The organism is Clostridium disporicum, from assembly GCF_001405015.1.
In the GTDB taxonomy this organism is placed as follows: Bacteria; Bacillota; Clostridia; order Clostridiales; family Clostridiaceae; genus Clostridium; species Clostridium disporicum_B.
In genome coordinates this window covers 1-25,016 of the sequence record NZ_CYZX01000009.1, presented here as the reverse complement: position 1 = coordinate 25,016, position 25,016 = coordinate 1, and the positions used below count along the sequence as shown (strand labels likewise).

Annotated in this window: 22 protein-coding genes and 1 other annotated feature; of the genes, 20 read left to right on the top strand and 2 right to left on the bottom strand. The window is 28.5% G+C overall.

The features are described from left to right. Nucleotides 1–57: 57 nt before the first annotated feature. The 12 genes from ARA56_RS07375 (at nucleotide 58) to ARA56_RS07320 (ending at nucleotide 13,161) form a co-directional block, all read left to right on the top strand. Nucleotides 58–471 carry a hypothetical protein gene (locus ARA56_RS07375; RefSeq protein WP_055265282.1) on the top strand — a complete coding sequence of 138 codons (414 nt, stop codon included), beginning with the start codon at nucleotides 58–60 and terminating at the stop codon, nucleotides 469–471. A 229-nt stretch (nucleotides 472–700) separates the two neighbouring features. Beyond that, nucleotides 701–1,921 carry a tyrosine--tRNA ligase gene (tyrS, locus tag ARA56_RS07370; RefSeq protein WP_055265280.1) on the top strand — a complete coding sequence of 407 codons (1,221 nt, stop codon included), beginning with the start codon at nucleotides 701–703 and terminating at the stop codon, nucleotides 1,919–1,921. A gap of 248 nt (nucleotides 1,922–2,169) precedes the next feature. Then, entirely contained in the window at nucleotides 2,170–2,856 is a 687-nt protein-coding gene (locus ARA56_RS07365; RefSeq protein ID WP_055265278.1) for a metallophosphoesterase, read from the top strand. A 99-nt stretch (nucleotides 2,857–2,955) separates the two neighbouring features. Next, a complete protein-coding gene (yjbM, locus tag ARA56_RS07360; protein WP_055265276.1) occupies nucleotides 2,956–3,750 on the top strand; it encodes a GTP diphosphokinase in 795 nt (264 codons plus the stop codon). A 14-nt stretch (nucleotides 3,751–3,764) separates the two neighbouring features. Then, on the top strand, nucleotides 3,765–4,601 hold the full coding sequence (locus tag ARA56_RS07355; RefSeq protein ID WP_055265274.1) for a MurR/RpiR family transcriptional regulator: 837 nt from the start codon (nucleotides 3,765–3,767) through the stop codon (nucleotides 4,599–4,601). 176 nt (nucleotides 4,602–4,777) lie between these two features. Beyond that, entirely contained in the window at nucleotides 4,778–6,202 is a 1,425-nt protein-coding gene (locus tag ARA56_RS07350) for a PTS transporter subunit EIIC (RefSeq protein ID WP_055265272.1), read from the top strand. Nucleotides 6,203–6,404: 202 nt separating this feature from the next. Beyond that, nucleotides 6,405–7,313 (top strand): N-acetylmuramic acid 6-phosphate etherase, encoded by a 909-nt coding sequence (gene murQ, locus ARA56_RS07345; protein WP_172675750.1) that lies wholly within the window; start codon nucleotides 6,405–6,407, stop codon nucleotides 7,311–7,313. Between the two features lie 393 nt (nucleotides 7,314–7,706). Next, nucleotides 7,707–8,801 (top strand): DUF871 domain-containing protein, encoded by a 1,095-nt coding sequence (locus tag ARA56_RS07340; protein ID WP_055265268.1) that lies wholly within the window; start codon nucleotides 7,707–7,709, stop codon nucleotides 8,799–8,801. A gap of 144 nt (nucleotides 8,802–8,945) precedes the next feature. Continuing rightward, nucleotides 8,946–9,719 carry a hypothetical protein gene (locus ARA56_RS07335; protein ID WP_055265266.1) on the top strand — a complete coding sequence of 258 codons (774 nt, stop codon included), beginning with the start codon at nucleotides 8,946–8,948 and terminating at the stop codon, nucleotides 9,717–9,719. Nucleotides 9,720–9,743: 24 nt separating this feature from the next. Then, complete coding sequence (locus ARA56_RS07330) at nucleotides 9,744–10,829, top strand: AAA family ATPase (protein WP_055265264.1); 1,086 nt, start codon at nucleotides 9,744–9,746, stop codon at nucleotides 10,827–10,829. 10 nt (nucleotides 10,830–10,839) lie between these two features. Beyond that, complete coding sequence (locus ARA56_RS07325) at nucleotides 10,840–12,168, top strand: vWA domain-containing protein (RefSeq protein WP_055265262.1); 1,329 nt, start codon at nucleotides 10,840–10,842, stop codon at nucleotides 12,166–12,168. A 342-nt stretch (nucleotides 12,169–12,510) separates the two neighbouring features. After that, nucleotides 12,511–13,161, top strand: coding sequence for a hypothetical protein (locus tag ARA56_RS07320; protein ID WP_055265260.1), 651 nt, complete (start codon nucleotides 12,511–12,513; stop codon nucleotides 13,159–13,161). A 38-nt stretch (nucleotides 13,162–13,199) separates the two neighbouring features. On the opposite strand, the gene ARA56_RS07315 is transcribed toward ARA56_RS07320, so the two are convergent. Then, entirely contained in the window at nucleotides 13,200–13,532 is a 333-nt protein-coding gene (locus tag ARA56_RS07315; protein ID WP_055265258.1) for a HesB-like protein, read from the bottom strand. Nucleotides 13,533–13,762: 230 nt separating this feature from the next. Between ARA56_RS07315 and ARA56_RS07310 the strand changes: the two genes are divergently transcribed. After that, on the top strand, nucleotides 13,763–14,512 hold the full coding sequence (locus tag ARA56_RS07310; RefSeq protein WP_055265256.1) for a polyamine aminopropyltransferase: 750 nt from the start codon (nucleotides 13,763–13,765) through the stop codon (nucleotides 14,510–14,512). Between the two features lie 298 nt (nucleotides 14,513–14,810). Then, complete coding sequence (locus tag ARA56_RS07305) at nucleotides 14,811–15,179, top strand: DUF5658 family protein (RefSeq protein ID WP_055265254.1); 369 nt, start codon at nucleotides 14,811–14,813, stop codon at nucleotides 15,177–15,179. 112 nt (nucleotides 15,180–15,291) lie between these two features. Here ARA56_RS07305 and leuS read toward each other — a convergent pair whose 3' ends face one another. Then, nucleotides 15,292–17,742: a leucine--tRNA ligase gene (gene leuS, locus ARA56_RS07300; protein WP_055265252.1), complete on the bottom strand. Its 2,451-nt coding sequence runs from the start codon at nucleotides 17,740–17,742 to the stop codon at nucleotides 15,292–15,294. Between the two features lie 54 nt (nucleotides 17,743–17,796). Beyond that, nucleotides 17,797–18,015, bottom strand: a binding site (T-box leader). 194 nt (nucleotides 18,016–18,209) lie between these two features. Between leuS and ARA56_RS07295 the strand changes: the two genes are divergently transcribed. The 6 genes from ARA56_RS07295 to ARA56_RS17085 form a co-directional block, all read left to right on the top strand. Then, complete coding sequence (locus ARA56_RS07295) at nucleotides 18,210–19,418, top strand: NupC/NupG family nucleoside CNT transporter (RefSeq protein ID WP_055265250.1); 1,209 nt, start codon at nucleotides 18,210–18,212, stop codon at nucleotides 19,416–19,418. 243 nt (nucleotides 19,419–19,661) lie between these two features. Beyond that, nucleotides 19,662–20,024 carry a YccF domain-containing protein gene (locus tag ARA56_RS07290; protein ID WP_055265248.1) on the top strand — a complete coding sequence of 121 codons (363 nt, stop codon included), beginning with the start codon at nucleotides 19,662–19,664 and terminating at the stop codon, nucleotides 20,022–20,024. A 67-nt stretch (nucleotides 20,025–20,091) separates the two neighbouring features. Continuing rightward, a complete protein-coding gene (locus ARA56_RS07285; protein ID WP_055265246.1) occupies nucleotides 20,092–21,300 on the top strand; it encodes a NupC/NupG family nucleoside CNT transporter in 1,209 nt (402 codons plus the stop codon). A 289-nt stretch (nucleotides 21,301–21,589) separates the two neighbouring features. Continuing rightward, the gene (locus tag ARA56_RS07280) at nucleotides 21,590–22,303 is read left to right on the top strand and encodes a response regulator transcription factor (protein ID WP_055265244.1); all 714 of its coding nucleotides are present in this window, start codon (nucleotides 21,590–21,592) and stop codon (nucleotides 22,301–22,303) included. Next, nucleotides 22,290–24,524 carry a HAMP domain-containing sensor histidine kinase gene (locus tag ARA56_RS07275; RefSeq protein ID WP_172675749.1) on the top strand — a complete coding sequence of 745 codons (2,235 nt, stop codon included), beginning with the start codon at nucleotides 22,290–22,292 and terminating at the stop codon, nucleotides 24,522–24,524. The genes ARA56_RS07280 and ARA56_RS07275 overlap by 14 nt, the downstream gene beginning before the upstream one ends. 403 nt (nucleotides 24,525–24,927) lie before the next feature. After that, the coding region (locus ARA56_RS17085; protein WP_341380377.1) for a rubredoxin-like domain-containing protein at nucleotides 24,928–25,016 on the top strand (89 nt) is incomplete at its 3' end.

Genomic DNA, 25,016 nt, shown 5'->3' with positions numbered 1-25,016 from the left:
AGGTCAATAATTAGATGTATAAACATCTATAATAATTTAATAGAAGGAGTGATTCCAATGATTCAAGTTTTTTGTGCAAGAAGAGGTTCAGGAAAGACTAAAAGATTAATAGAATTAGCTAATAATCAATATTTAGAATCAAAAGGAGATTCAGTTTATATCGATGATGACTGCAGACCGATGTTTCAATTACACACTGGAATAAGATTTGTAGAAACTAATGAGTTTAGAGTTTGTGATTGTGATAGTTTTTATGGGATGCTTTGTGGAATAATATCATCTAATTACGATATAGAAAATATCTATATCGATGGCTTATCAAATATAGTTAAATGCACTATGAAAGAATCTACTGAGTTATTTAAAAAGATTGCAGGTATAACTGAGAAATTTGGAATTAACGTTTATATTAATGTAAATGTAGATAGTACAGAAGAAGTACCAGATTGCATAAAGGAATATGTAGCATAAATACGGAAAAACTAACTTGATATATACAAATAAAGAGGAGTTGCAGGTGCAACTCCTCTTTTAGTAGGGATTATATTAATGATACATTGCTTATGTAATAGTGAGTGAAGCTAACTTGAAATTATATAATTGTAGTGTAATGATGAATGGTGTTTTTTGAAAAGTTTCTTGATAAAGAAAGTTTTTATAGATATACTGTATATAGAGAAAAACGTAGGAGGTTACTGTAATGGCTAATGTTTTAGACGAATTACTAGATCGTGGATATATAAAACAATTTACTCATGAAGATGAGACTAGAGAATTATTAGAAAAGGAAAAAGTTACTTTTTATATAGGTTTTGACCCAACTGCAGATAGTTTACATGTAGGTCACTTCATAGCTATGATGTTTATGGCTCACATGCAAAGAGCTGGACATAGACCAATAGCTTTAATCGGTGGAGGAACAGCTATGGTTGGAGATCCATCAGGAAAGACAGATATGAGATCAATGCTTACTAAAGAACAAATAGCTCATAATGTTTCATGCATCAAGAAGCAAATGGAAAAGTTTATAGACTTCTCTGATGATAAAGCTATATTAGTAAACAACGCTGATTGGTTACTTAACTTAAATTATGTTGATTTCTTAAGAGAAGTTGGAATGCATTTCTCTGTAAATAGAATGTTAACAGCTGAGTGCTTTAAGCAAAGATTAGAAAAAGGTCTTTCATTCTTAGAATTTAACTATATGTTAATGCAAGGATATGACTTCTACGTATTAAGTGAAAAGTATGGATGTAAAATGCAACTTGGTGGAGATGACCAATGGTCAAATATGTTAGCTGGAGCTGACCTTATAAGAAGAAAGAGTCAAAAGCAAGCAATGGCTATGACATGTACTCTTTTAACTAATAGCCAAGGACAAAAAATGGGTAAAACAGTAGGTGGAGCTTTATGGTTAGATCCAAACAAGACATCACCATTTGATTTCTACCAATACTGGAGAAACGTTGATGATGCAGACGTTGAAAAATGTTTAGCGTTATTAACATTTGTACCAATGGATGAAGTAAGAAGATTAGGAGCTTTAGAAGGTTCAGAAATAAATAAAGCTAAAGAAGTATTAGCATTTGAAGTTACTAAGCTTGTTCATGGAGAAGAAGAAGCTACAAAAGCTCAAGCTGCAGCAAGAGCATTATTTGCAGGTGGAGCTGATATGAGTAACGTTCCAACAGTTACAATATCAAAAGAACTTCTAGGAACTTCAATATTAGATATAATGGCTCAAACTAAGATAGTACCATCTAAAGCAGAAGGTAGAAGACTTATTCAACAAGGTGGATTATCTTTAAATGGAGAAAAGGTTACTGATATTGCAACAGTGTTAACAGAAGCTGACTTAAAAGATGGTGAAGCTTTAATTAAAAGAGGAAAGAAAAACTACAATAAAATAGTAGTAGAATAATAATGCTGTAAAAAGAGTTGCTAGTTTGGCAACTCTTTTAAATTAATAATTAAAGATAATATCATTAAGTATTTTTTAAATATATTTTATAAATTGAGTAGAAATTTCTAAAATAATTATTAATTATTATCTATTAATTATTTGATGTTAGTTAATAATTATAAATGTAGTATAAAAATTTTACAGACAAAGTAATTAGAATATAATATAAATTATGAAAGAAAGATTTTATTAAAGGAGAAAATTTAATGGCTTTATATGCGATATCAGATTTGCATTTGGCTTTTAATGTTGATAAGCCTATGGACATCTTTGGTGAAAGATGGTTAAATCATGATGAAAAGATAAAGAAGAATTGGGAAAGTAAAATTAACGAAGAAGATACTGTTCTTATAGCAGGAGATATTTCTTGGTCGATGAGAGCTGAAGATAGTAAGTATGATTTAGATTGGATAGATAGTTTACCAGGAAAGAAGATTATTTCCAAAGGGAATCATGATTATTGGTGGCAAAGTATTAGTAAACTAAATAAGATGTACGAAAATACTAAGTTTATACAAAATAACTTTTATACTTATGAGGATTATGCAGTATGTGGAACTAGAGGATGGACTTCGCCAGATAGTGATAAATTTACTCAGCATGATAGGAAAATATATGATAGAGAACTTATAAGATTAAGATTATCATTAGATATGGCAAAGAATGCTGGATATTCTAAGTTTATAGTTATGGTTCATTATCCACCAACAAACGAAAATTATGATGAAACAGAATTTACTAAAGTTTTTAAAGAGTATGGAGTGGAGAAGGTTATATATGGACACCTTCATGGGCCAGCAAATTTAAAAATTAAAAATGATACAGTAGATGGAGTAGAATATGTGAATACGTCTTGTGATTTTATAAATTTCGATCCAGTAAGATTGCTTTAAAATAAATTTTTATGAATGTGTAACAAAAGATAGTATAATTACATAAACATATTATTTTGGTATAATGGAACAGTGAGTAAAATTAAGGGTGGTTTACGAATGGCTATACAAAGTTGGAAAACTTTTTTATTGCCTTATGAGCAGGCAGTTGAAGAGTTAAAAGTAAAGTTAAAAAGTTTAAGAAAAGAATATAGAAAAAGAAATGAATATTCACCTATTGAATTTGTTACAGGAAGAGTAAAAGAAGTATCTAGTTTATTAGAAAAAGCTAATAAGTTTGGAATACCTTTAGATAGAGTTGCTCAAGAGATGGAAGATATAGCTGGAATAAGAATAATGTGCCAGTTTGTTGATGATATTGATAAGGTTGTAGAGCTTTTAAGAGCTAGAAAAGATATGCAAATACTTTATGAAAAAGATTATGTAAGAAATGTAAAAGCAAGTGGATATAGAAGTTATCATGTAATAATAAAGTATTTAGTTAATATGGCTGATGGACCTAAAGAAATATTAGCTGAATTTCAGATAAGAACTTTAGCTATGAACTTTTGGGCTACGACTGAACATTCTCTAAATTATAAATATAAACAACACATTCCAGATGAGATTAAGGTAAAATTAAAAAGAGCAGCAGATGCAGCTTTTGACCTTGATGAACAGATGCTGGAAATAAAAGATGAAATAAAAGATGCTCAAAAGTTATTTGAGGTTAAATCAGATATTATTTCTAACATTATGAATAATATTTTAATTTTAATGTCATCTGGGAAAGTAGCTGAAGCAAGTAGATATCAGGTAGCTTTAAATAGACTTATTGAAGAGGGAGAAGTTTATGAACTCTCAAATCTTTTAGCAATGATAAAGAAGGATATTGAAAAGTATAAAGACAACTAATGAAAGGTGAGATTATGAGCTGTATATTTAAGATAAAAGAGGGATTTAATAGCTTTACTAATACTGAAAAAAAGTTAGCTAATTATATTCTTAAAAATAAGGAAGAGGTTGTGAACTTATCTGCACAAGAACTATCAGACAAGGCGGATATATCACCAGCAGCAGTGGTAAGATTTTCGAAAACTTTAGGATATAAGGGTTTTACTGCATTAAAGGTTGATTTAGCTAAAGATAGAGATGAAAGAGAAAATGATACTAGTGTTATAATAAGTGAAGATGATTCAATTAATGACATAATAAGAAAAGTTAAGGTATCTAATACATCTAGTATAGATGAAACTATAGGGCTTTTAAATGTTGATACTATTAATAATATAGTAGAAGCAATGGTTAATGCAAAAAGAATATATTTATTTGGAATAGGCGCTTCGGGAATAGTTGCAATGGACTTGCAACAAAAGTTACTTAGAATAAATAAGAACTCATTATACCAAATGGATCCTCATACTCAAATATCATCATCTGTTCATATTACTAATGAGGATGTTGCCATAGGAATAAGCTATAGTGGTGAAACCAAAGAGGTAAATACTCCATTAAAGATAGCAAAAGAAAATGGAGCAAAAACTATAGCTATTACAAGATATAATAAAAATTCATTATCAAAGATAGCTGATTATAGTGTATATTTGCCAAATGATGAGAAAGATTTAAGAGTTGGAGCTATAACTTCTAGAATTGATGCATTAACTATAGTTGATATATTATATCTTGGAGTAGCTAAAAATGATTTTGAAAGAACTAAGAGAGATATAAAGAAAACAAGAGATATAATTAATAGAATTAAATAGCAGCTTAAAAAGTAGATAGACTATTTTTGGTCTATCTACTTTTTTTCTATAATTTAGGTAAAATAAAAATAAAAATTAAAAAAGAATGAAAAAAAATAAAAGAAAATTACAGAAAATGTTTACAAGAAAATGAAACAATGTTACAATACATATATAAATTATAGGAGGTATTGAGCGTGACAAATAAAGAATTAGTTGTAAAAATTATTGAAAAGCTTGGTGGTAAGGAAAATATACTAAGCGTTGAAAATTGTATGACAAGATTAAGATTAGATATTAAGAGTATGGAAAAAGTTAATATCAACGAACTTAAAAAACTAGAAGGTGTACTTGGTGTAGTTGAAGGCGATGGTGTACAAGTTGTTGTTGGACCTGGTAAATCAGCTAAATTATGTACAATAATGAAAGAAGATTTAGGGGTAAAAGAAATTACTCAAAATGTTGGAGAATGGGAAGCTAATAAAGAAAAGATAAAGTCAGGACAAAAGCAAAATGCACTTAAAAAGGCTTTAAAGACTATAGGTGAAATTTTTGTTCCATTAATACCTGCAATTATAGCAGCTGGTATATTTAATGGATTCTCTGGATTAATTACAAACTTACAAAGCACTGGAAGTTTAGCTGTAGATAGTAACGTATGGAATACAATAAGATCATTCCTTTCATTAATGGGTGGAGGATTCTTAAGTTATTTTGCAATTTTCACTGGTATTAATGCAGCTAAGAAGTTTGGGGCAACACCAGCTTTCGGGGGAATGCTTGGTGCTATGTCATTAATGACAGGTATAAATGATATTTCTAGAATATTTGGTTTATATAATGAAGAAGTAGCCCTTAAATCTATATTAACTACAGGTAAGGGTGGAGTTATCGGGGTAATTATCGGAGTATTTATATTATCTATTATTGAAAAGAAAATAAGAAAGATAGTACCAGATGTATTAGATATAATATTAACACCAATGTTAACGTTAATAATTTCAACTGTAATATTTGTCATGATAATCATGCCATTATCAGGGTTTGTATCAGATTGGTTAGTTGCAGGTTTAGGATTATTAATAAACTCAACTAATCCAATAGTTAGTGTAATCTCAGGATATGTTTTAGCAGCATTATTCTTACCAATGGTATTATTAGGATTACATCACGGATTAATTCCAATATATGCATTACAATTAGAAGCTTTAGGTGGAGTTTCATTATTCCCAGTTTTAGCTATGGCAGGAGCTGGACAAGTTGGTGCAGCAATTGCTATATATATAAAAGCTAAGAAAGTTAAAAATCAAAGCTTAACTCAAGTTATTACAGGTGCATTACCAGCAGGTATATTAGGAATAGGTGAACCATTAATATATGGAGTTACTTTACCATTAGGAAAACCATTTATAACTGCAGGCTTAGGAGCAGGTTTTGGTGGTGCATATGCCATGTTTATGCATGTAATGGCAAATGCATGGGGACCATCTGGAATAGTAGCTATTCCACTAATGCAACCAGATTCTATGCTTAATTTCTTCATAGGATTATTAATAGCTTATGTAGGTGGATTTATATTAACTCAAATCTTTATAAAAGAAAATGATGTTAAAAATGTTTAATTAATATTTGAATTATATTTGTAAAAAACAAAATATAAATAGATAAAGTACCAAAGATTATATATAATCTTTGGACTTTTTTCTTAAAATTATAAAAAGGATAAGATGAAATTAAGAAATTTAATTTCCTAAAAATAAATAAAATATTGAAATAATATTTAAAATGTTATATTATAAATTTATAAAGAATACATGGAGGTACATCATGGAAATCAATTTACAAAGATTAGATACAGAGCAAGTAAATGAAAATACTAAAAATATAGATAATTTATCAACTTTAGATATGGTTACTGCAATTAACAATGAAGATAAAAAGGTTGCTTTAGCTGTAGAAAAAGTTTTACCTAATATAGCAAATGCAGTTGATGAAACTTATAAAAGAATAAAGTCAGGTGGAAGACTTATATATATTGGAGCTGGAACTTCAGGAAGATTAGGCGTTTTAGATGCATCTGAGTGTCCTCCAACTTACGGAGTAGAATTTGAATTAGTTCAAGGTATAATGGCTGGTGGAAGAGATGCCATGTTTAAAGCTAAAGAAGGAGCTGAAGATTCTAAGGAATTAGCTGTCGAAGATTTAAAAGCAATAAACTTAACTGAAAAAGATATGGTTATAGGATTAGCAGCATCAGGAAGAACACCTTATGTTATTGGTGGACTTGAATATGCAAAAGAAATAGGGGCAGGTACAGGGTCAATTTCTTGTGTGCACGATTCAGAAGTTTCAAAAGTAGCAGAATTCCCAATAGAAGCTGTAGTAGGAGCTGAAGTAGTAACAGGATCAACTAGAATGAAATCAGGAACAGCTCAAAAGATGATACTTAATATGATTTCTTCAGGGGTTATGATTAAGCTTGGTAAGGTTTATGGAAATCTTATGATAGATGTTAGACCAACGAATGAAAAGCTTGTAGAAAGAGCTAAAGGAATAATAATGAAATGTACAGATGTTACAAGAGAAGTAGCAGAAGAATACATGAGATTATCAGGAAATGATGTACGTCTTTCTATCTTTATGATATTATCAAAACTAGATAAGGAAGAAAGCATAAATGTATTAAATAAGAATGATAACAATATTAGAAAAGCATTAGAGAGTATTAAATAATCTGATAGAGAAGGTTTAGTTATTAAAATATATAACTAGAATAATTAAATGTTATTTTATTAAAAAATATACTTATAGTAAATATATATCTAATTTGAAAGTAGATATTAATTACTATGAGTATTTTTTATTCTTTACGAGGGGAAATTATATTTTTATAAATATATTAATAACTTTATAAAATGTTAAATGAGGAATATAGTTGATTTAAAGAATAAGAATAAATAAATGAATTAGCGCACAATAATAAAAAATATTTTACAAAAATATTATATTGAAATTAAGTTGTATATACATGTATAATACAATGTATATATGTTATAAAAATAATAAAATAAATTTATTTAAATTGGAAATCATAAATATAAGAAGATTAATTTGGGAGATGTGATTATGGGGAAATTAGGAATTTCTATTTATCAAGAAAAATCAACAGAAGAGGAAATTTTAAGATATATAGATAAAGCTGCTGAAAATGGTTTTTCTAGAATATTTTCTTGTCTTCTATCTGTAGATGAAAGCAGAGAAGAAATAGTTAAAAAGTTCAAAAAGACAAATGAATATGCTAAAAGTAAAGGTTTTGAAATAATAGTTGATGTAAGTCCAGCTGTATTTGATAAGCTAGGAATCAGCTATGATAACCTAAGTTTCTTTAAAGAAATAGGAGCAGATGGAGTAAGATTAGATGAAGGTTTTGGTGGATTCCAAGAAGCATCTATGACATTTAACCCAGAAGGTTTAAAGATAGAAATAAATATGAGTAACTATACTCACTATATTGATACAATAATGGATTATATGCCAAATAAAGAAAAATTAATAGCTTGTCATAACTTCTATCCTCATAACTATAGTGGACTAAATTTTGACCACTTTATGAGATGTACAGAAAAGTTCAATAAACTTGGATTAAAAACAGCTGCGTTTATAACAAGCCAAAATGAAAATACATTTGGTCCATGGCCAGTAACTGATGGACTACCAACTTTAGAAATGCATCGTAACCTACCAGTTGATGTTCAAGCTAAGCATTTAATTGCTTTAGATAACATAAATGATATTATAATTTCAAATTGTTATCCTACAGATGAAGAATTAGAAGCTATAGGATCAATGAGAAAAGATATGGTTACATTTGATATTGTATTAAATGAAAATACACCAGAAATAGAAAGAAAAATACTTTTTGAAGAAATGCACTTCCATAGAGGAGATTACTCTGATAATTTCTTAAGATCAACACAAAGTCGTGTTAAGTATAAAGGACACTATTTTGCATTATTTAATGCTCCAGAGATAATAAGAAGAGGAGATGTAATAATAGAAAGTAGTGAATATGGCCATTATGCAGGAGAGCTTCAAATAGCTTTAAGAGATATGGTTAACAGCGGTAAGACTAATGTAGTTGGACATATAAGAGATGAAGAAGTATTTATCTTAGATTACATTAAACCATGGCAAAGATTCTGCTTTAAAGAAGCAAAATAAGGTGTGAGCAATAGCTCACACTTTATTTTTTTATTGATTTGGTTATTTAGGAGAATTTTAGTTAAGTAAACACTTAATTATAATTGATAATAATTATTAGATAATATATAATACTTTATATAATAAGATTTTGAAGGTGAAGTTATGAGTGTAAATATTAAGAAGTTATATAATGATCCACTATATATAAGAAACATTGATAATCCTACAGAGGATGAACAAATTGAAGCTGTAAAGAGAAACGGGATGGTTATAAAATTTATAAATAATCCATCAAATGTTGTTAAGAGAGAAGCTATTTTAAATAATCCATTATGTATAGAATATATAGAGGATTTACCAGAGGAGTTAGCAATATTAGCAGTACAACTTTTATGGAACTCTATAAAATACGTAAAAAACTTAACTAACAATATTATGAGAGAAGCTGTTAAATCTAAAGGATGGGCTATTCAGTTTATAGAAAATCCACCAGAGGAGATTAAGCTTTTAGCAGTAGAAAAAGATTTTGATGCAATAAAGTACATAAAGAATCCAAGTGAAGAAGTTCAAATAAGAGCTATAGAAACTTACTGGGGAGCTATAAGATTTATAGATAATCCTACATTAGAAGCTAGAAGATGTGCTATAAAAATTGATGAAGAATCAATAAATTATATTATGAACTATGATTTTGATGATTTAAAGATATTTATAGGAGATAACATAAACATAGTAAAGTATGTTTATGATTCAATAGATATAGATACTATATTAGAGATTATAAAAGAAAAGATATGTAAAGATGATATTGATAATAAATATATGAGAGACTTCTTAGAATTAGAAGTATTAGAGATGGATAAGATAGACTTCGTTAAGAATTATGGAAGTAAAAATACGAAGATGACATTAATAGATTATAAATTAGGGCTTTAGTAAGTAAATAAGGAGCAGATAAAAATGAATTTTACAGAAGCAATGAATACTATTGAATTAGTAACAATGACTAATGATGTTCCACTAATAATAGGGGAAAGTGGTATAGGAAAAACTTCAATGGTAAGACAAATAGCTAAGAACAATAATTTAGCTATAGTAAATATAGATGCTAACCTTTTAAAGGAAGGTGAAATAGGGGGGCTTCCATTTGTAAATAACGGAAGAACTGAGTATGCTACACATTACAAGTTAACAGAAGTATCTTCTTTATTGAATGATAACAAGTATGATGGTGTAGTGCTATTTATAGATGAATTAAACAGATGTGAACATGCTGTTCAACAAGAATTAATGAATTTGATTTTGAATAGAGAAATAAACGGATACAAGCTTGATTCATCAGTAAAGATAATTGCAGCAATGAATCCATCAAATAAGTATGATAATTTTGAAAATAGTGATTATCAAGTTATTGATATGGATGCTGCCCAAGAAGATAGATTCGTATGGGTTGAAGTTGATTCAGACAGTAAAGAATGGATTAAATGGGCAATGACTGATGAAGCTGATATTGAAGAAGAGGTCATAGAATTTATATCACAATTTCCAAACTACCTTCATATGCCTTATGCAAATGAGAATATAAAACCAACGCCTAGAAGCTGGGAGAGAGTATCTAAAGCATTTAAAATGTATAAAAATAATAAAGATAAATATAGTGAAGCTATTATTTTCAATGCTGTAAAAGGTAATGTAGGTGGAGGAATAGCTACAGACTTTATTGGATTTGCTAGAAACTTTAATAGTCCCCTTATAAAAGCTGAAAATCTTCTAGATTATGATTTTATACCATATGAAATTAAGGAAATGATTCAAAAAGAAAATCATTCAAGATTATATATGTTAGCAAAGAGATTAGTACAATTATTAAATGAAGAAGAAAATAGAGATAAGATTAAGATATTAGGAGAGGTTTTAATGTGCTATCCTAAAGACTTAAGATTAGGCGTTATGAAAGATATAAAAGAGGATTATAATGGTGGATTATATAAGGAAATTTTAAGTCAAGATACCTTTATAGAAGCTTTCTTTGATATCTACGAATAGAGGTAGTATTATGAACTTTGATGTATTTAAAGATGGGCTTATTAAGGATTATATAGAGCTAAATACTAAATCAGATTTTGATAAGAAATTTTTGAGTTTAATAGAAGTATTAGTTATTGAAATGATGGAAAATGAAGATGCTTTTTTCGGTTCTTTTATGATTCAGACTAAAAGAAATGTTGATTTTGCTATAGAATGGCCAATTGTAACAATACCTGTAACTGATGGATTTAGAATGAGTTTTAATCCAAAAAGTTTTTTATCTTATACTAAAAATGAAATGAAGGCTTTAATAAAGCATGAAATATATCATATTATGTTTAATCATTATGAGCGTGAAAGAGATTTAAGGCAAAGGTATGATAAATTAGCAGTAAATATTGCATTAGATATATCAATAAATCAATTTATAAAAAATATACCTATGGAGTATACTAGGCTTCATAATATAAATATGAAATATAATTTAGAATTACAAGAAAATATGAGTTGTGAGTATTATGCTGAAAAGCTTCATAAGGCCATAAATGATAAAAAAGAACCTTTAAAGATAGATATAAAAGATAAGAGCGATATAAATATAAAGAATGCTCATGATTTATGGTGGCAATCTTCAATTTCCCAGGAAATTAGCAGAAACTTAGCAAAAACTGTAGCTATAAACTCTTATAATGGAAAAGCTCCAGATGAAATAGGACAAATTATACTAGGCTACGAAGAAAAAGCTGAAATATCGTGGCAGAAGTTATTAAAAAAAATGATTCCGTCTCTTAGAGCAGGAGCAAAAAAGAGTATAACTAGAAGAAATAGAAGACAGCCAGATAGACTTGACCTTAAGGGAGAGCTACCTAATAATATACCGGAAATATTAGTGGCTATAGATATAAGTGCTTCAATGACTGATGAAGAAATAAATAAGATTATGATAGAAATTTTAGAAATTTCAAAATCAAGAGGTAATATAATTACTGTTATAGAATGTGATGATGAGATAAGAAGAATATATAAAATTAATTCTATTAAAGATATTAAAAAGAGGAAAAGTAATAACGGATCTACAAAGTTTTCTCCAGTATTTAAGTACATTAAATCTAATAATATGAGAAATGTAATATTAATTTACTTTACTGATGGTGTGGGGGAAAAAGAATTAGAAATAAGACCAATAAATAAAAATACAATTTGGGTATTAACAGGTAAAGAAGAATTATCTCTAACTAAATCCTATGGACAGATAAAGAGAATAAGTAAAGATACTGTAGAAGGTACAGGTGGGAGCAGCGGACTTGATATGCTAAGAAGCACAGTAGATGAAATACATGTATGTAAATACAACTAAATAAAATATGAGTGAAATTCACAGGTGAAAAGTCGACTGTGTCGAAGGGGAAATACTACTATCGTATATGGAAAGGTAACTATGTTAAAGAGAAAATGCTAGTGTCATTGCAGTGAAAGTAGCAATATATATATTTTCTCTATTGCTGTTGGCAATGGTTTCTCTGTTACGTCGGTGATATTTTCCTTTCAGCTTTAACTGATTTTCCCCTTTGCACAGCCCACCTTCAACCAAATTGCCTCTCACTTTCCTTTATTTGCAATGCTAAATTAAGTTGTAATTTATTTAACTCTTTCTCGAAGTTAACAATTATGATATAATTACCATGTCGGGGGGAGATTTATGAATAATAAATTAGATAAAAAAAGTAGTTGTATATTAACTATTACTTTAATTTTATTAATAAGCTTATTGGTAAACGTTTACCAAAGTATAGCTGGAATAGAATATAAAAAAGAAATTGGAAATGAAATAAATAAGAGTATAGAGGAGATAAGAACAAGAAATGAATCTATCCTATTAACTCTTGAGGGATGTATTTCATCACAGAGTATTACAAGTGAAGAAATATTAACATTGTATAAAAATTATAATTTAATAAATATTGCAGAATTAAACTTATGGGAAAAATACTTAAAGAATATAGAAACTTCATGGTTTAAAAAGGATAATAAGGTAGATTTAACAGGAACTGACCAAAATGAGGTATTTGCCAATATAGAAGGACTAATATATAACTTGTTGATTAATTATATGTCAAATGATATGAATTCAATTAAGTTAGATGATAAATTAGCTATGGATATTTCGGTTATGAAAGAGATATCTTATGAGTTGAACACATATATCAATAGCTTTATGGAAGAGAAGTTAAGTAATTTAGAAGGTGAAGAAAAAGCCGAAAAGATGATTAATAAAGGATATTGGATAGATATATTAAAAGGTATAGAAGAAATAAATAGTAAATATAAAAATTATATGTTTAAATTATAAAAATAGAGCTATTGATATATCAATAGCTCTTATTATTTTTAGTGGTGGCAACCGCCTCCACAAGATCCACATCCACCTTCAACTTCGATAACTGGTTTTAAAGATAAACCTCTTCCACCGTTTTCTTCTGAAGATAATAATTTAAATCCACCAAATTCATCGATTAATTTTGATTCAGCTATGAAAGTAATATCATTCATAGTTTCAACTACGTCATTTTCATTAGCATCGTCAACAGTTATGTTAAATGCTGGACCACTACATCCAAACCCTGCTAAGTTAATTCTTATGCTGAATTTTTCTATTTCATTATCTTGTAAAAATGCCTTAAATTCGTTGTATGCTTCTTCGCTTATTATAAATTTATTCATATTTATTCACCTCATATTATTTATATTCAAATTATATTTATAGTATACCATAATAGTCGGAAATGGCAAGAGGTTTTTTAGGTATATATTGTAAAATAATAACATATGAGAAAAACCTTGAAATTTCTATAAATTGTAAATATAATATTTACTATGTTTAGCATAATATAAAGTGTATAATGGTATTGGGATAAAATTAAAGTACGAAAAATAGAAAGGGATTGTTAAGATTGAAGCCTTTTGATAGAGACTATGTCTTAAGTAAAATAAAGGAATATAATAGGAAGATAAGACCTCGTAAAATTGGTGATTTTGAGATAAAGAGGATAGATGGATTACAAGGAATCGTTCAAGGGTACTTGTATGAAAGAAAAGATAGAATAAGGTTAAAGATAGCAGAACTAGTTCATGATTACGATCATGTTTGGATGAGACTAACACCTTTAGAAATAGAAGGTTCATATTTTGCTATAGAAAGAGCAAAAGGAAAAGTTGGTATAGTAGGACTAGGTCTTGGATATGTTGCTCAAGAAATGGCAAAGAAAGAAGAAGTAGATGAGGTTATAGTTTATGAAGTAAGCAAAGATGTAATTGATTTATATAATTGCAATTTCAAAGATAATCCTAAGATTACTATTATTAATAAAGATGCTTTTGAAGCAGAATCAGAAGAATTTGATTTTTTCTATGCCGATATTTATGAATATAAAATAACTAGTCAGATTGTTAAAGATTATGAAGCTTTTAATACTTTACATAAGATAGAGGAATATTCATTTTTTGGAATGGAACATTTTTTATTAAGCTGTAGCTATGAAGAAATAGTATGGGTTTATATACCAGAAAATTGGATGGAAATGGCTAGAGAAGCTTATGATGCATTAGAACAATCAGAATTATTAGATTATTATAAGCCTCTAGATAAAGAGATTGTTAGTGCAGTTTTACAAAAATTTAAAATAGTTCTTGATAAGATGTAGTGAAAGCTACATCTTTTTTTATATAGTTGTCATAAAATAAGTTAAACATATGAAAAAATTAGTAAAATACAATAATTTGTAGTATTAAATTTCTTGAGAAAATATAATTGTTAAAGATAAAATTAAAATATAATTACATAATACTTTAATATAGTTAATTAATTTTTATTTCTTAATTTACAATATAGATAACATATTTTCGATAAAAACTTTTGCAAGTATCTAAAAGATAAGTACATATATAGTACCTTAATCAATGAACATAGTAATCAAATTTATATATGAAAGTGAGAGAATTATGTTTTTTAAAAGTAATTATTTAAAAGAAAATAAATATCATAAATTAAAAATAAATTTGATTATATTATACTTATTAAACTTATCTGATTTATTTTTTACTAAACTTCTTTTGAAACTTGAACCTACAATGTTTATAGAAGCTAATGTTTTTTTAGCACCAGTAATAGATGGAGTATTGCCATACTTTTTTAAAATTGTAGTTATAGCAGTAATTCTTTATTATTGGTACTTTAGAAGTAGATATTCAAATGAAAAAGAAATTAAGAGATCATTAATTGCCAGTATAGGATTAGTGAGTTTTTATATGTTAATAAATTTATTACATCTATTTAATGTGGGATTTATGATTTTAAATTGGCAATATTAATTAGCTTTATAACTTAAGTTTATGAAAAAAAGGTGGATTAAAAAATCCACCTTTTTCTAGTTTATAGACTGACTGAATTGCAATAGCCTAATTAATTTAGTTAATTATAAAATTACTTTACAACAATATTAACAAGTCTACCTTTAATAACTATAACTTTAACTATTGTCTTGCCTTCAGTAGCTTGAACTATAGCTTCATCAGCTAAAGCAGCAGCTTTAATTCCTTCTTCATCTAAATCAGAAGCAACGTTAATTCTAGCCTTAATCTTACCATTAACTTGGATAGCTATTTCTATTTCATCTTTAACAAGAGCTTTAGCATCATATGAAGGCCAAGCTTCGTTAAATACTGAATAAGAACCAGTTAATAGATTCCATTGTTCTTCAGCAAAGTGAGGAGCAAATGGAGCTAAGATTTTTATAAAGCTTTTACAAACTGTATTTAAGAATTCTAAGTTCTTAACTTCTTCTTTAATGTATTTAGATAAAGCATTTATGAATTCCATCATTCTTGCTATAGCAGTGTTAAATTGCATCTTATCAGCATCTTCAGTAACGCCCTTAATAGCATTGTTTAACCAGAAGTTTAGTTCTTTTTCAGCTTTATCCATTGTAGTTTTATTATTTTCACCACTTTGAATAGCTTCTCTACACATATCAAGGTATCTTTCTATTCTATCAACGAATCTAGCTACTGACTTAATACCGTCATCACTCCAAGCTCCACCTTCTGTGTAAGCAAAACCAAACATTAGGTACATTCTAAATACGTCAGCACCGTATTCTTTAATGTAATCATCTGGAGATATTGTATTTCCTTTAGATTTTGACATCTTTAATCCGTCTGGTCCTAGGATAAGTCCTTGGTGAGTTAAGCTCTTAAATGGTTCATCGAAGCTTAAGTAACCCATATCTCTTAAAGCTTTAGTAATAAATCTTGCATATAATAAGTGCATACAAGCATGCTCTGGTCCACCAACATATTTGTCAACTGGAAGCATCTTATCTACTAATTCCTTATCAAATGCCTTTTCAGTGTTCTTATTATCAACATATCTCATTTGATACCAAGATGAACAGACGAATGTATCTAATGTATCAACTTCTCTCTTAGCTGGTTTACCACAGCAAGGACAAGTAGTATTTACGAACTCTTCACACTTAGCAAGTGGTGATTTACCATCTGGAGCAAATTCAACGTTGTATGGTAATTCTACTGGAAGATCTTTTTCAGGAACTGGAACAGCACCACAATCATCACAGTATATTATTGGAATTGGGGCACCCCAGTATCTTTGTCTTGAAACTAACCAGTCTCTTAATCTGTAATTAACTTTAGCAGAACCTAAGTTGTTCTCAGAAAGTTTTGCAACTATAGCCTCCTTAGCTTCTTCAGTAGTTAATCCATCAAATTCTCCAGAGTTAACTAGTTTTCCATATTCACAGTATGGAAGTTCGATTTCTTCGCCTTTTTTGCTCACTATAACTCTTTCTATTGGTAAGTTAAACTTAGTAGCAAAAGCAAAATCTCTTTCATCATGAGCAGGAACAGCCATAACAGCACCAGTACCGTAAGTTGCAAGTACGTAGTCACCAACCCAGATTGGAACTTCTTTACCGTTTATAGGATTTATAGCATATGAACCAGTAAATACACCAGTTTTTTCTCTTGATAGAGATTGTCTTTCTATATCAGATTGCTTCTTAGCAGCCTCTTTATATTCTTCAACTGCAGCTTTATTTTCAGCAGTAGTTAATTTATCCACTAATTCATTTTCAGGAGCTAAAACAACATAAGTAACACCATTTAAAGTATCAACTCTAGTTGTGAATACATCAAAGCTAAGATCTGAATCCTTAACCTTGAAAGTAACTTCAGCACCAGTAGATTTTCCTATCCAGTGCTTTTGCATAGCAACTGTCTTTTCAGGCCAATCTAAAGTATCTAGTTTTTCTAATAGTTCATCAGCATACTCAGTTATTTTGAAGAACCATTGAGTTAAGTCTTTTTTAGTAACTTCAGTTGAACATCTTTCACAAGCACCATCAACTACTTGCTCATTAGCTAAAACTGTATTACAAGATGGACACCAGTTTACAGGAGCTTTCTTTCTGTAAGCTAATCCGTTCTTTAATAATTGTAAGAACACCCATTGAGTCCATTTATAATATTCAGGAGTACAAGTTATAACTTCATTTTCCCAGTTAAACATAGCCCCCATAGCTCTTAATTGTTCTTCCATTGTATTGATATTCTTTTCTGTAGAATCCCAAGGGTGGATACCTGTTTTAATTGCAAAGTTTTCAGCTGGTAATCCGAAAGCATCAAATCCCATTGGTTGGAATACGTTGTAGCCTTGCATCTTTTTTAATCTTGCCCAAGAATCAACAGGTCCATAGTTAAACCAGTGACCAGCATGTAATTGGCTTCCTGATGGATAAGAGAACATCTCTAAAACATAAAGCTTTTCACCTTCGGCATCAGGATTAAATTTATAAAGTTCAGTTTCTTCCCACTTTTTTTGCCATTTTTTATCTATGGCAGTTCCGTAGTTACTCATATTTAAAACCTCCTCGTTTAGTCAATTATAAATTAAAAAAAGCCCTCATCTCAATTAAGAGACGAAAGGCATTGTTTCGCGGTACCACTCTTATTAAAACTTTAACTTATAACAGTTTAAAGTTTTCACTCAAATCCGTAACGGGGAATCCGTACTTGCTTTTAACAAGTAAGCTCAAAGGCAAGTTCCTATAATTGTATCACTGTTTTCCACCAAACAACAGCTCTCTATAGATTACAAAAATATAGTACTACTCCTTATCAGTGCAATAATTATTTATAAAAATATGTATTAATTATATAGTAAGTGGTTGTGATAAGTCAATAATGATATAAAAAATGAAAGACAATATTATAAATTAATATATGAAATTATAATATATGATTAATTATCTAATAAGAATATTAAATGCATTTTTGATAAAACTAAACTAAGAAATAATATTTTACAAAGGATGGAGTGTTTTTATGGCAATTTTAAACAGTATTCTAGGGATAGCGTTTATATTCCTAGTAGCTTTTTTGCTTTCGAACAACAAGAAAAAGATAAATTGGAGAACTATTATAATTGGATTTTTAATTCAATTTGGATTTGCGCTTGCTGCATTAAAATGGAGCGTAGGTAAATTTATATTAAGCAAAATAGCATTAGGAGTACAGTCTGTAATAAACTATGCAAATGAAGGAATAAAATTCTTATTTGGTTCATTAACTAATGATGGAAGTATATTTGCAGTTAATGTATTAGGGGTAATAATATTCATATCAGCAGTAGTTTCAGTATTATACTACTTAGGTATTATGCAATTTGTTATAAAAATAATAGGTGGAGCCTTATCTAAACTTTTAGGTACTTCTAAGTTAGAAACTATATCAGCTTCAGCTAATATATTCTTAGGTCAAACAGAAGCACCACTTTTAATTAAGCCTTATGTTGAAAAACTTACTGAATCAGAACTATTCACAGTAATGGTTGGTGGATTAGCTTCAGTTTCAGGTTCAATTTTAGTTGGGTACTCTTTACTAGGTATTCCAATAGAATATTTAGTATCTGCAAGCTTTATGTCAGCACCAGCAGGACTTATTATGGCTAAGATTATAATACCTGAATTAAAACAAGCAAAAGTAAATGATCAAATAGAAATGGTAAAAGATGATTCTGCAAATGTTGTTGATGCAGCAGCTAAAGGAGCTATAGATGGATTAGGTTTAGTTTTAAATATAGCGGCAATACTTTTAGCATTTGTAGCTTTAATAGCACTTATTAATGGTGTAATAGGATGGGTTGGAGGATTCTTCGGAATAGCTAACCTAAGCTTACAATCTATTTTAGGATATATTTTTGCACCAGTAGCAACAATAATTGGTGTGCCGATGAAAGAATCAATTGCAGTAGGTTCGTTAATAGGTCAAAAGATTATATTAAATGAATTCGTAGCATTTACAAGTCTTTCACCACTAATGGAAACATTATCTGCTAAAGCTTCAGCAATAGCAACATTTTCACTATGTGGCTTTGCTAATATTTCATCTATAGCAATCCTTATTGGTGGAATTGGTGGTATGGCACCAAGTAGAAAAGGGGATATAGCGAGATTAGGATGGAAAGCTATTATAGCAGGAACTTTAGCTAACCTTCTAAGCGCAACAATAGCAGGACTTTTATTAACAATATAGTTTAAATAATACCCTCTGAGATAAATCTAATTATTAGATAGCTTTAGAGGGTATTTTTTATTGATAAAATTAATAACTTAATATAGATATTTATTAAATAGATTATTGATATAATGACAAATTTTAATTGTATTATAATATAGGAAAATTTAAATTGTATTATTTTGAGTATTGATATTATGAAAAATTTTTATATAATAAGAATGTTTGTAATGTTTTATATTTAAAATAGGAGGTAAAGATATGAGCTGTTTAGGAAATATAGTGTGGATAATATTTGGCGGATTCTTTGGAGCTATAGGATGGATATTTACAGGAATATTATGGTGCATAACTATAGTTGGAATACCTGTGGGAAAACAATGTTTCAAAATGGCAAAGTTACAATTCTCACCATTTGGGAAAGAAGTTATAACTGTAAGTGATAGTAGTACAAGCCTTATTTTAAATATATTTTGGATAATCTTTGGTGGATTTGAATTATGCATAGCTAATCTTATAAGTGCATTGATTTTATGTATAACAATAGTAGGTATACCATTTGCAGTTCAAAGTTTAAAGTTAGCTAAACTATCATTAATGCCCTTTGGGAAAAAAGTAAAATAAGCATATTAAACTTGGTATTTAAAAGTACTAAAGTTAAATAAATTTATACAAAAGAAAAGGAGAAAATATGGCAATTTTAAACAGTATAGTAGGAATTGTTTTTATTTTTCTAGTAGCTTTCTTATTATCAAATAATAAGAAGAAAATAAACTGGAGAACAATTATAATTGGATTTTTAATTCAATTCGGATTTGCTGTTGCTGCATTAAAATGGAGCGTAGGTAAATTTGTATTAAGCAAAATAGCATTAGGAGTACAATCTGTAATAAACTATGCAAATGAAGGGATAAAATTTTTATTTGGTTCACTAAATAATGATGGAAGTATATTTGCAGTTAATGTATTGGGAGTAATTATTTTTACATCAGCAATAGTAGCAGTTCTGTATTATTTAGGTGTAATGCAATTTGTAATAAAAATAATAGGTGGGGCACTATCCAAACTTTTAGGAACATCAAAGTTAGAAAGTTTATCAGCTTCTGGTAATATATTCTTAAGTCAAACAGAAGCACCGCTTTTAATAAGACCTTATGTTGAAAAATTAACTGAGTCAGAGCTTTTCACTGTAATGGTTGGAGGGGTTGCATCTGTATCTGGATCAGTATTAGTTGGATATTCATTACTTGGTATTCCAATAGAATATCTTGTTTCTGCAAGCTTTATGGCAGCTCCTGCAGGACTTATTATGGCTAAGATTATAATACCTGAATTAAAACAAGCAAAAGCAAATGAACAAGTTGAAATGGTAAAAGATGATTCAGCAAATGTTGTTGATGCAGCGGCTAAAGGTGCTATAGATGGATTAGGTTTAGTTTTAAATATAGCAGCAATACTTTTAGCATTTGTAGCTTTAATAGCACTTATTAATGGATTAATAGGATGGATTGGAGGATTCTTCGGAATAGCTAACTTAAGCTTACAATCTATTTTAGGATATATTTTTGCACCAGTAGCAACAATAATTGGTGTACCGATGAAAGAATCAATTACAGTAGGTTCATTAATAGGACAAAAGATTGTATTAAATGAATTCGTTGCATTTACAAGCCTTTCACCATTAATGGCAACATTATCTACTAAAGCTGCAGCAATAGCAACGTTCTCACTATGCGGTTTTGCTAATATTTCATCTATAGCAATTCTTATTGGTGGAATTGGTGGTATGGCACCAAGTAGAAAAGGTGATATAGCAAGATTAGGATGGAAAGCTATTATAGCAGGAACTTTAGCTAATCTTCTAAGCGCAACAATAGCAGGACTTTTATTAACAATATAGTTTAAATAATACCTCTGAGGTAAATCTAATTATTAGATAACCTTAGGGGTTATTTTTTTGTTTATAAAATTATATTTAAAAAATTCTAAAGTAACTTTATATATTACTTTTTATGTTAACTTAGAATTTTTTATCTTAAGAAATTTTTAATAATTATCTTGAAAGAATTGTAAGATTTCTATTCTATTATATATATAAGAAGAATCTAGATTGTTAGAAGTCTTAAAAGAGGATGATATGATAATTCTCATGATATAATAAATAAATGAAGAAAGGGGAGTAGGAACATATGAATAAAAATAGAGTATTAGTAGTAGATGACGATAAGGAGATAGTTGAAGCAATTGATATATATTTAAAAAATGAAGGGATTGAAGTTATTAAGGCTTATGATGGTATGCAGGCTATAGAAGCTTTAATAGAAAAAGAAGTACATCTTATTTTAATGGATATAATGATGCCTAAAATGGATGGACTTAGAACAACTATGAAAATAAGAGAAGAAAAAAACATTCCTATTATATTAATATCAGCAAAATCTGAGGACACAGATAAAATATTAGGTTTAAATATGGGTGCTGATGATTATATAACTAAGCCATTTAATCCATTGGAAATGATTGCAAGAGTTAAATCACAGCTTAGAAGATATACTATGCTTGGAAATTTCGGAACTGTACAACAAAGAGGAGAATCTAATTCAATAATTAGTAGTGGTGGTTTATCTTTAAATCTTGATAGTAAAGAAGTTGTAGTAGACGGTGAAATTATTAAGGTAACAGCCACAGAATTTGGGATACTAGAATTACTTTTAAGAAATCAAGGAAGAGTATTTTCTATAGATGAAATTTATGAAAAAGTATGGAAAGAGCCAAGTTATAATGCTGAAAATACTGTGGCAGTTCATATTAGAAGGATTAGAGAAAAGATTGAAATAAATCCTAAAGATCCAAAATATTTAAAGGTGGTGTGGGGGATTGGATACAAAATTGAAAAATATTAAAAGTAAATATTCTGATTATATAATTTATGGTTTAATTCTTATATTATCTTCATCTATATTTTTATCTGTAATGGAAATTAGAAATAATTACAGATTTTTTTCTGAGAAGTCATTATATTTAGGTGGAGAATTAAATAGTGAAATAGAAAGTTATGCTGCAAAAGCTGTAGATTATTCTTTGTTTTATAAGTCTTCGGATTATGCAAAAGATAAAGAGAACATAACGGAAAATGATATAGAGATATGTAAAGATGAAATAAGAGTAAAGATAGAATCTGAGACATCGGAGAAAATTAATTCATTATATAATGATTCAAGTTTTAAATACATGTCAGATGAGCAGATAGAAAAGAAAATAGAAGAAGTAAGCAAAGAAGTAGAGGATAAATATAATTTTACAGATGATGAGTTTGAGCAATATGTATTAGAAAGAAAAATTAAAAGTTACAATACTTTGAGTAATGAATTAAATTCTTATAAAAACTTAAATTTTAGTGCTTATGATGAAACAACAAAAAAATGGATTAGTAATGAGAAGAAAGATATAGCCAATCTAAAAACTAATAGCGGATATTTTGCAGAAATAAATATAGCTACTAACGGAAAGTTAAGTAAGAATATTTACGTAGATGGAAAAAGCATAGAAGAAGAGGAGTATTATAATTATTATGATTACTATTATCCTTATACGTACTATGAAAGTGTAGTTTCAAGTGAAACAAAATATGAAGGCTATGATGCTGATTCGATTGAAAATCATAATATAGTAGTTTATGTTTGGATTCCTAAGCAGATAGCAAAGGGAGATTCAGTATACTCAGCATGGCAAATAGCTAATGAAAATAGAAATAGACTTTTACTTAGCGGAGTAGTTTTACTTGTATCAGTTTTAATTCTTTTATGTATAGCACGAGTGTTAAAAAAGAAGAATTATATTAATAATATAATAGATATAATAATAAATAAAATAAAGGATTATCCAATAGAGTACAAATTAGCAGTTGGATTAGGAATTTGGATAATATATATGATGAGTAGATCATCGATATATTATAAGGGATATATATCGTGGTTTAATTTTAAAAATATTATATTAACAGCAATTCTTTTTGGAGTTTGGTATATCTTATTAAGAGATTTATACTTAAATTACAAGGAAAAAACTATATTAAAAAATAATATTAGTGTAAAACTGTGGGCTCAAATTCAAGTATTGATGAAAAATGGATCAATATTTAGAAGTATTTTATTAATGTTTTTAATATATGCTACAATTGGAGGAATACTATTATTTATGGCTATGGTAGCATATGATTTATTTCCGGTATTTTTAATTGCAGGAATAGTAGTAACCATAATATTTATTATTATAGTTCTTAAAAAATTAGCTTATTTAGAAAAAATAATGGATGGGGCTAAAGATGGAGCTGAAGGAAGATTAACTTATAAGATTGAGGAAAAAGGTCAAGGTAGATTTAGAGACTTAGCTCATAATATCAATAATATGAAAGAGGGGCTAAGGGAGTCTCTTCAAAATGAAGTCAAAAGTGAAAGAATGAAAACGGAGCTTATAACTAATGTATCTCATGATTTAAAAACTCCATTAACTTCGATAATAAATTATATTGATCTTTTGAAAAGGGAAGATATAGAGCCAGAATCAGCAAGAGATTATGTTAATGTACTTGATAATAAAGCGCAACGATTAAAGGTCTTAATCGATGATTTATTTGAAGCATCAAAAGCTGCTAGTGGAGCAATGGAACTCAATATTGAAAAGATTGAAATAGTTCAATTGCTTAAACAAGTGCTTGGTGAAAATGATGAAAGAATAAGTAATCATGGATTAAGCTTAAGAGTAAATACTCCTGAAGAAAAAGTGTTTATAAAAGGTGATGGAAAAAGATTATATAGAGTATTTGAAAACTTAATTTCTAATATAGTTAAATATTCTATGGAGAATACTAGAGTATATATAGATATTATTAAAGAAGAGGAGCGTGTAAAAATAGTGATGAAAAATATTGCTGCATATGAATTGAACTTTGACGTTAATGAGATAACTGAAAGGTTTAAGAGAGCAGATGAAGCACGTACTAGTGAAGGTTCAGGCTTAGGGCTTGCTATAGCTAAGAGTATAGTGGAACTACATGGAGGAACATTTTATATAGAAGTAGATGGTGATTTGTTTAAATCCATAATAACTCTGAAATGTAGTTAAGTTTAATAAATTATATAATATTATAGGGATTGAGTTATAATAAAAAAACACCGCAACATTATTAGTAGATAATAATTATTAAATAATAATATTAAATAAAGATGTTCTAAAAAGACTACCATTAGAAATGAGGGTAGTCTTTTTTATGCTTAAATGATAACATTATCAAATGATAATTAATATCAAATAATGTGCTGGAAAATAAGATGTTTCAATAACTGAGAGTAATTATCAACTAGAAAAAATATTTAAAAAATTTCAAAAAAAGACTTGCAATTAATAATAATTATTATATAATAATAAATGTAAGGTGCATTAAGCACTGATAATAAATCGTAAGACAAAGAGTAAAAGATGTTAGAAGATAGATAATAAATGTTTGAATAAATAGGAGGATTTAATTATGAAGAAATTTGTATGTACAGTATGTGGATATGTTCATGAAGGAGATGCTGCACCAGCAGAATGTCCAGTATGTCACGTTGGAGCTGA

Coding starts and splice junctions, on each gene's coding strand:
- leuS (WP_055265252.1), bottom strand. CDS start 17,742: ATGAGTAACTACGGAACTGCCATAGATAAAAAATGGCAAAAAAAGTGG.
- ARA56_RS07340 (WP_055265268.1), top strand. CDS start 7,707: ATGGGGAAATTAGGAATTTCTATTTATCAAGAAAAATCAACAGAAGAG.
- ARA56_RS07295 (WP_055265250.1), top strand. CDS start 18,210: ATGGCAATTTTAAACAGTATTCTAGGGATAGCGTTTATATTCCTAGTA.
- ARA56_RS07315 (WP_055265258.1), bottom strand. CDS start 13,532: ATGAATAAATTTATAATAAGCGAAGAAGCATACAACGAATTTAAGGCA.
- ARA56_RS07305 (WP_055265254.1), top strand. CDS start 14,811: ATGTTTTTTAAAAGTAATTATTTAAAAGAAAATAAATATCATAAATTA.
- ARA56_RS07285 (WP_055265246.1), top strand. CDS start 20,092: ATGGCAATTTTAAACAGTATAGTAGGAATTGTTTTTATTTTTCTAGTA.
- ARA56_RS07335 (WP_055265266.1), top strand. CDS start 8,946: ATGAGTGTAAATATTAAGAAGTTATATAATGATCCACTATATATAAGA.
- ARA56_RS07325 (WP_055265262.1), top strand. CDS start 10,840: ATGAACTTTGATGTATTTAAAGATGGGCTTATTAAGGATTATATAGAG.
- ARA56_RS07320 (WP_055265260.1), top strand. CDS start 12,511: ATGAATAATAAATTAGATAAAAAAAGTAGTTGTATATTAACTATTACT.
- ARA56_RS07330 (WP_055265264.1), top strand. CDS start 9,744: ATGAATTTTACAGAAGCAATGAATACTATTGAATTAGTAACAATGACT.
- ARA56_RS07375 (WP_055265282.1), top strand. CDS start 58: ATGATTCAAGTTTTTTGTGCAAGAAGAGGTTCAGGAAAGACTAAAAGA.
- tyrS (WP_055265280.1), top strand. CDS start 701: ATGGCTAATGTTTTAGACGAATTACTAGATCGTGGATATATAAAACAA.
- yjbM (WP_055265276.1), top strand. CDS start 2,956: ATGGCTATACAAAGTTGGAAAACTTTTTTATTGCCTTATGAGCAGGCA.
- ARA56_RS07355 (WP_055265274.1), top strand. CDS start 3,765: ATGAGCTGTATATTTAAGATAAAAGAGGGATTTAATAGCTTTACTAAT.
- ARA56_RS07365 (WP_055265278.1), top strand. CDS start 2,170: ATGGCTTTATATGCGATATCAGATTTGCATTTGGCTTTTAATGTTGAT.
- ARA56_RS07280 (WP_055265244.1), top strand. CDS start 21,590: ATGAATAAAAATAGAGTATTAGTAGTAGATGACGATAAGGAGATAGTT.
- ARA56_RS07290 (WP_055265248.1), top strand. CDS start 19,662: ATGAGCTGTTTAGGAAATATAGTGTGGATAATATTTGGCGGATTCTTT.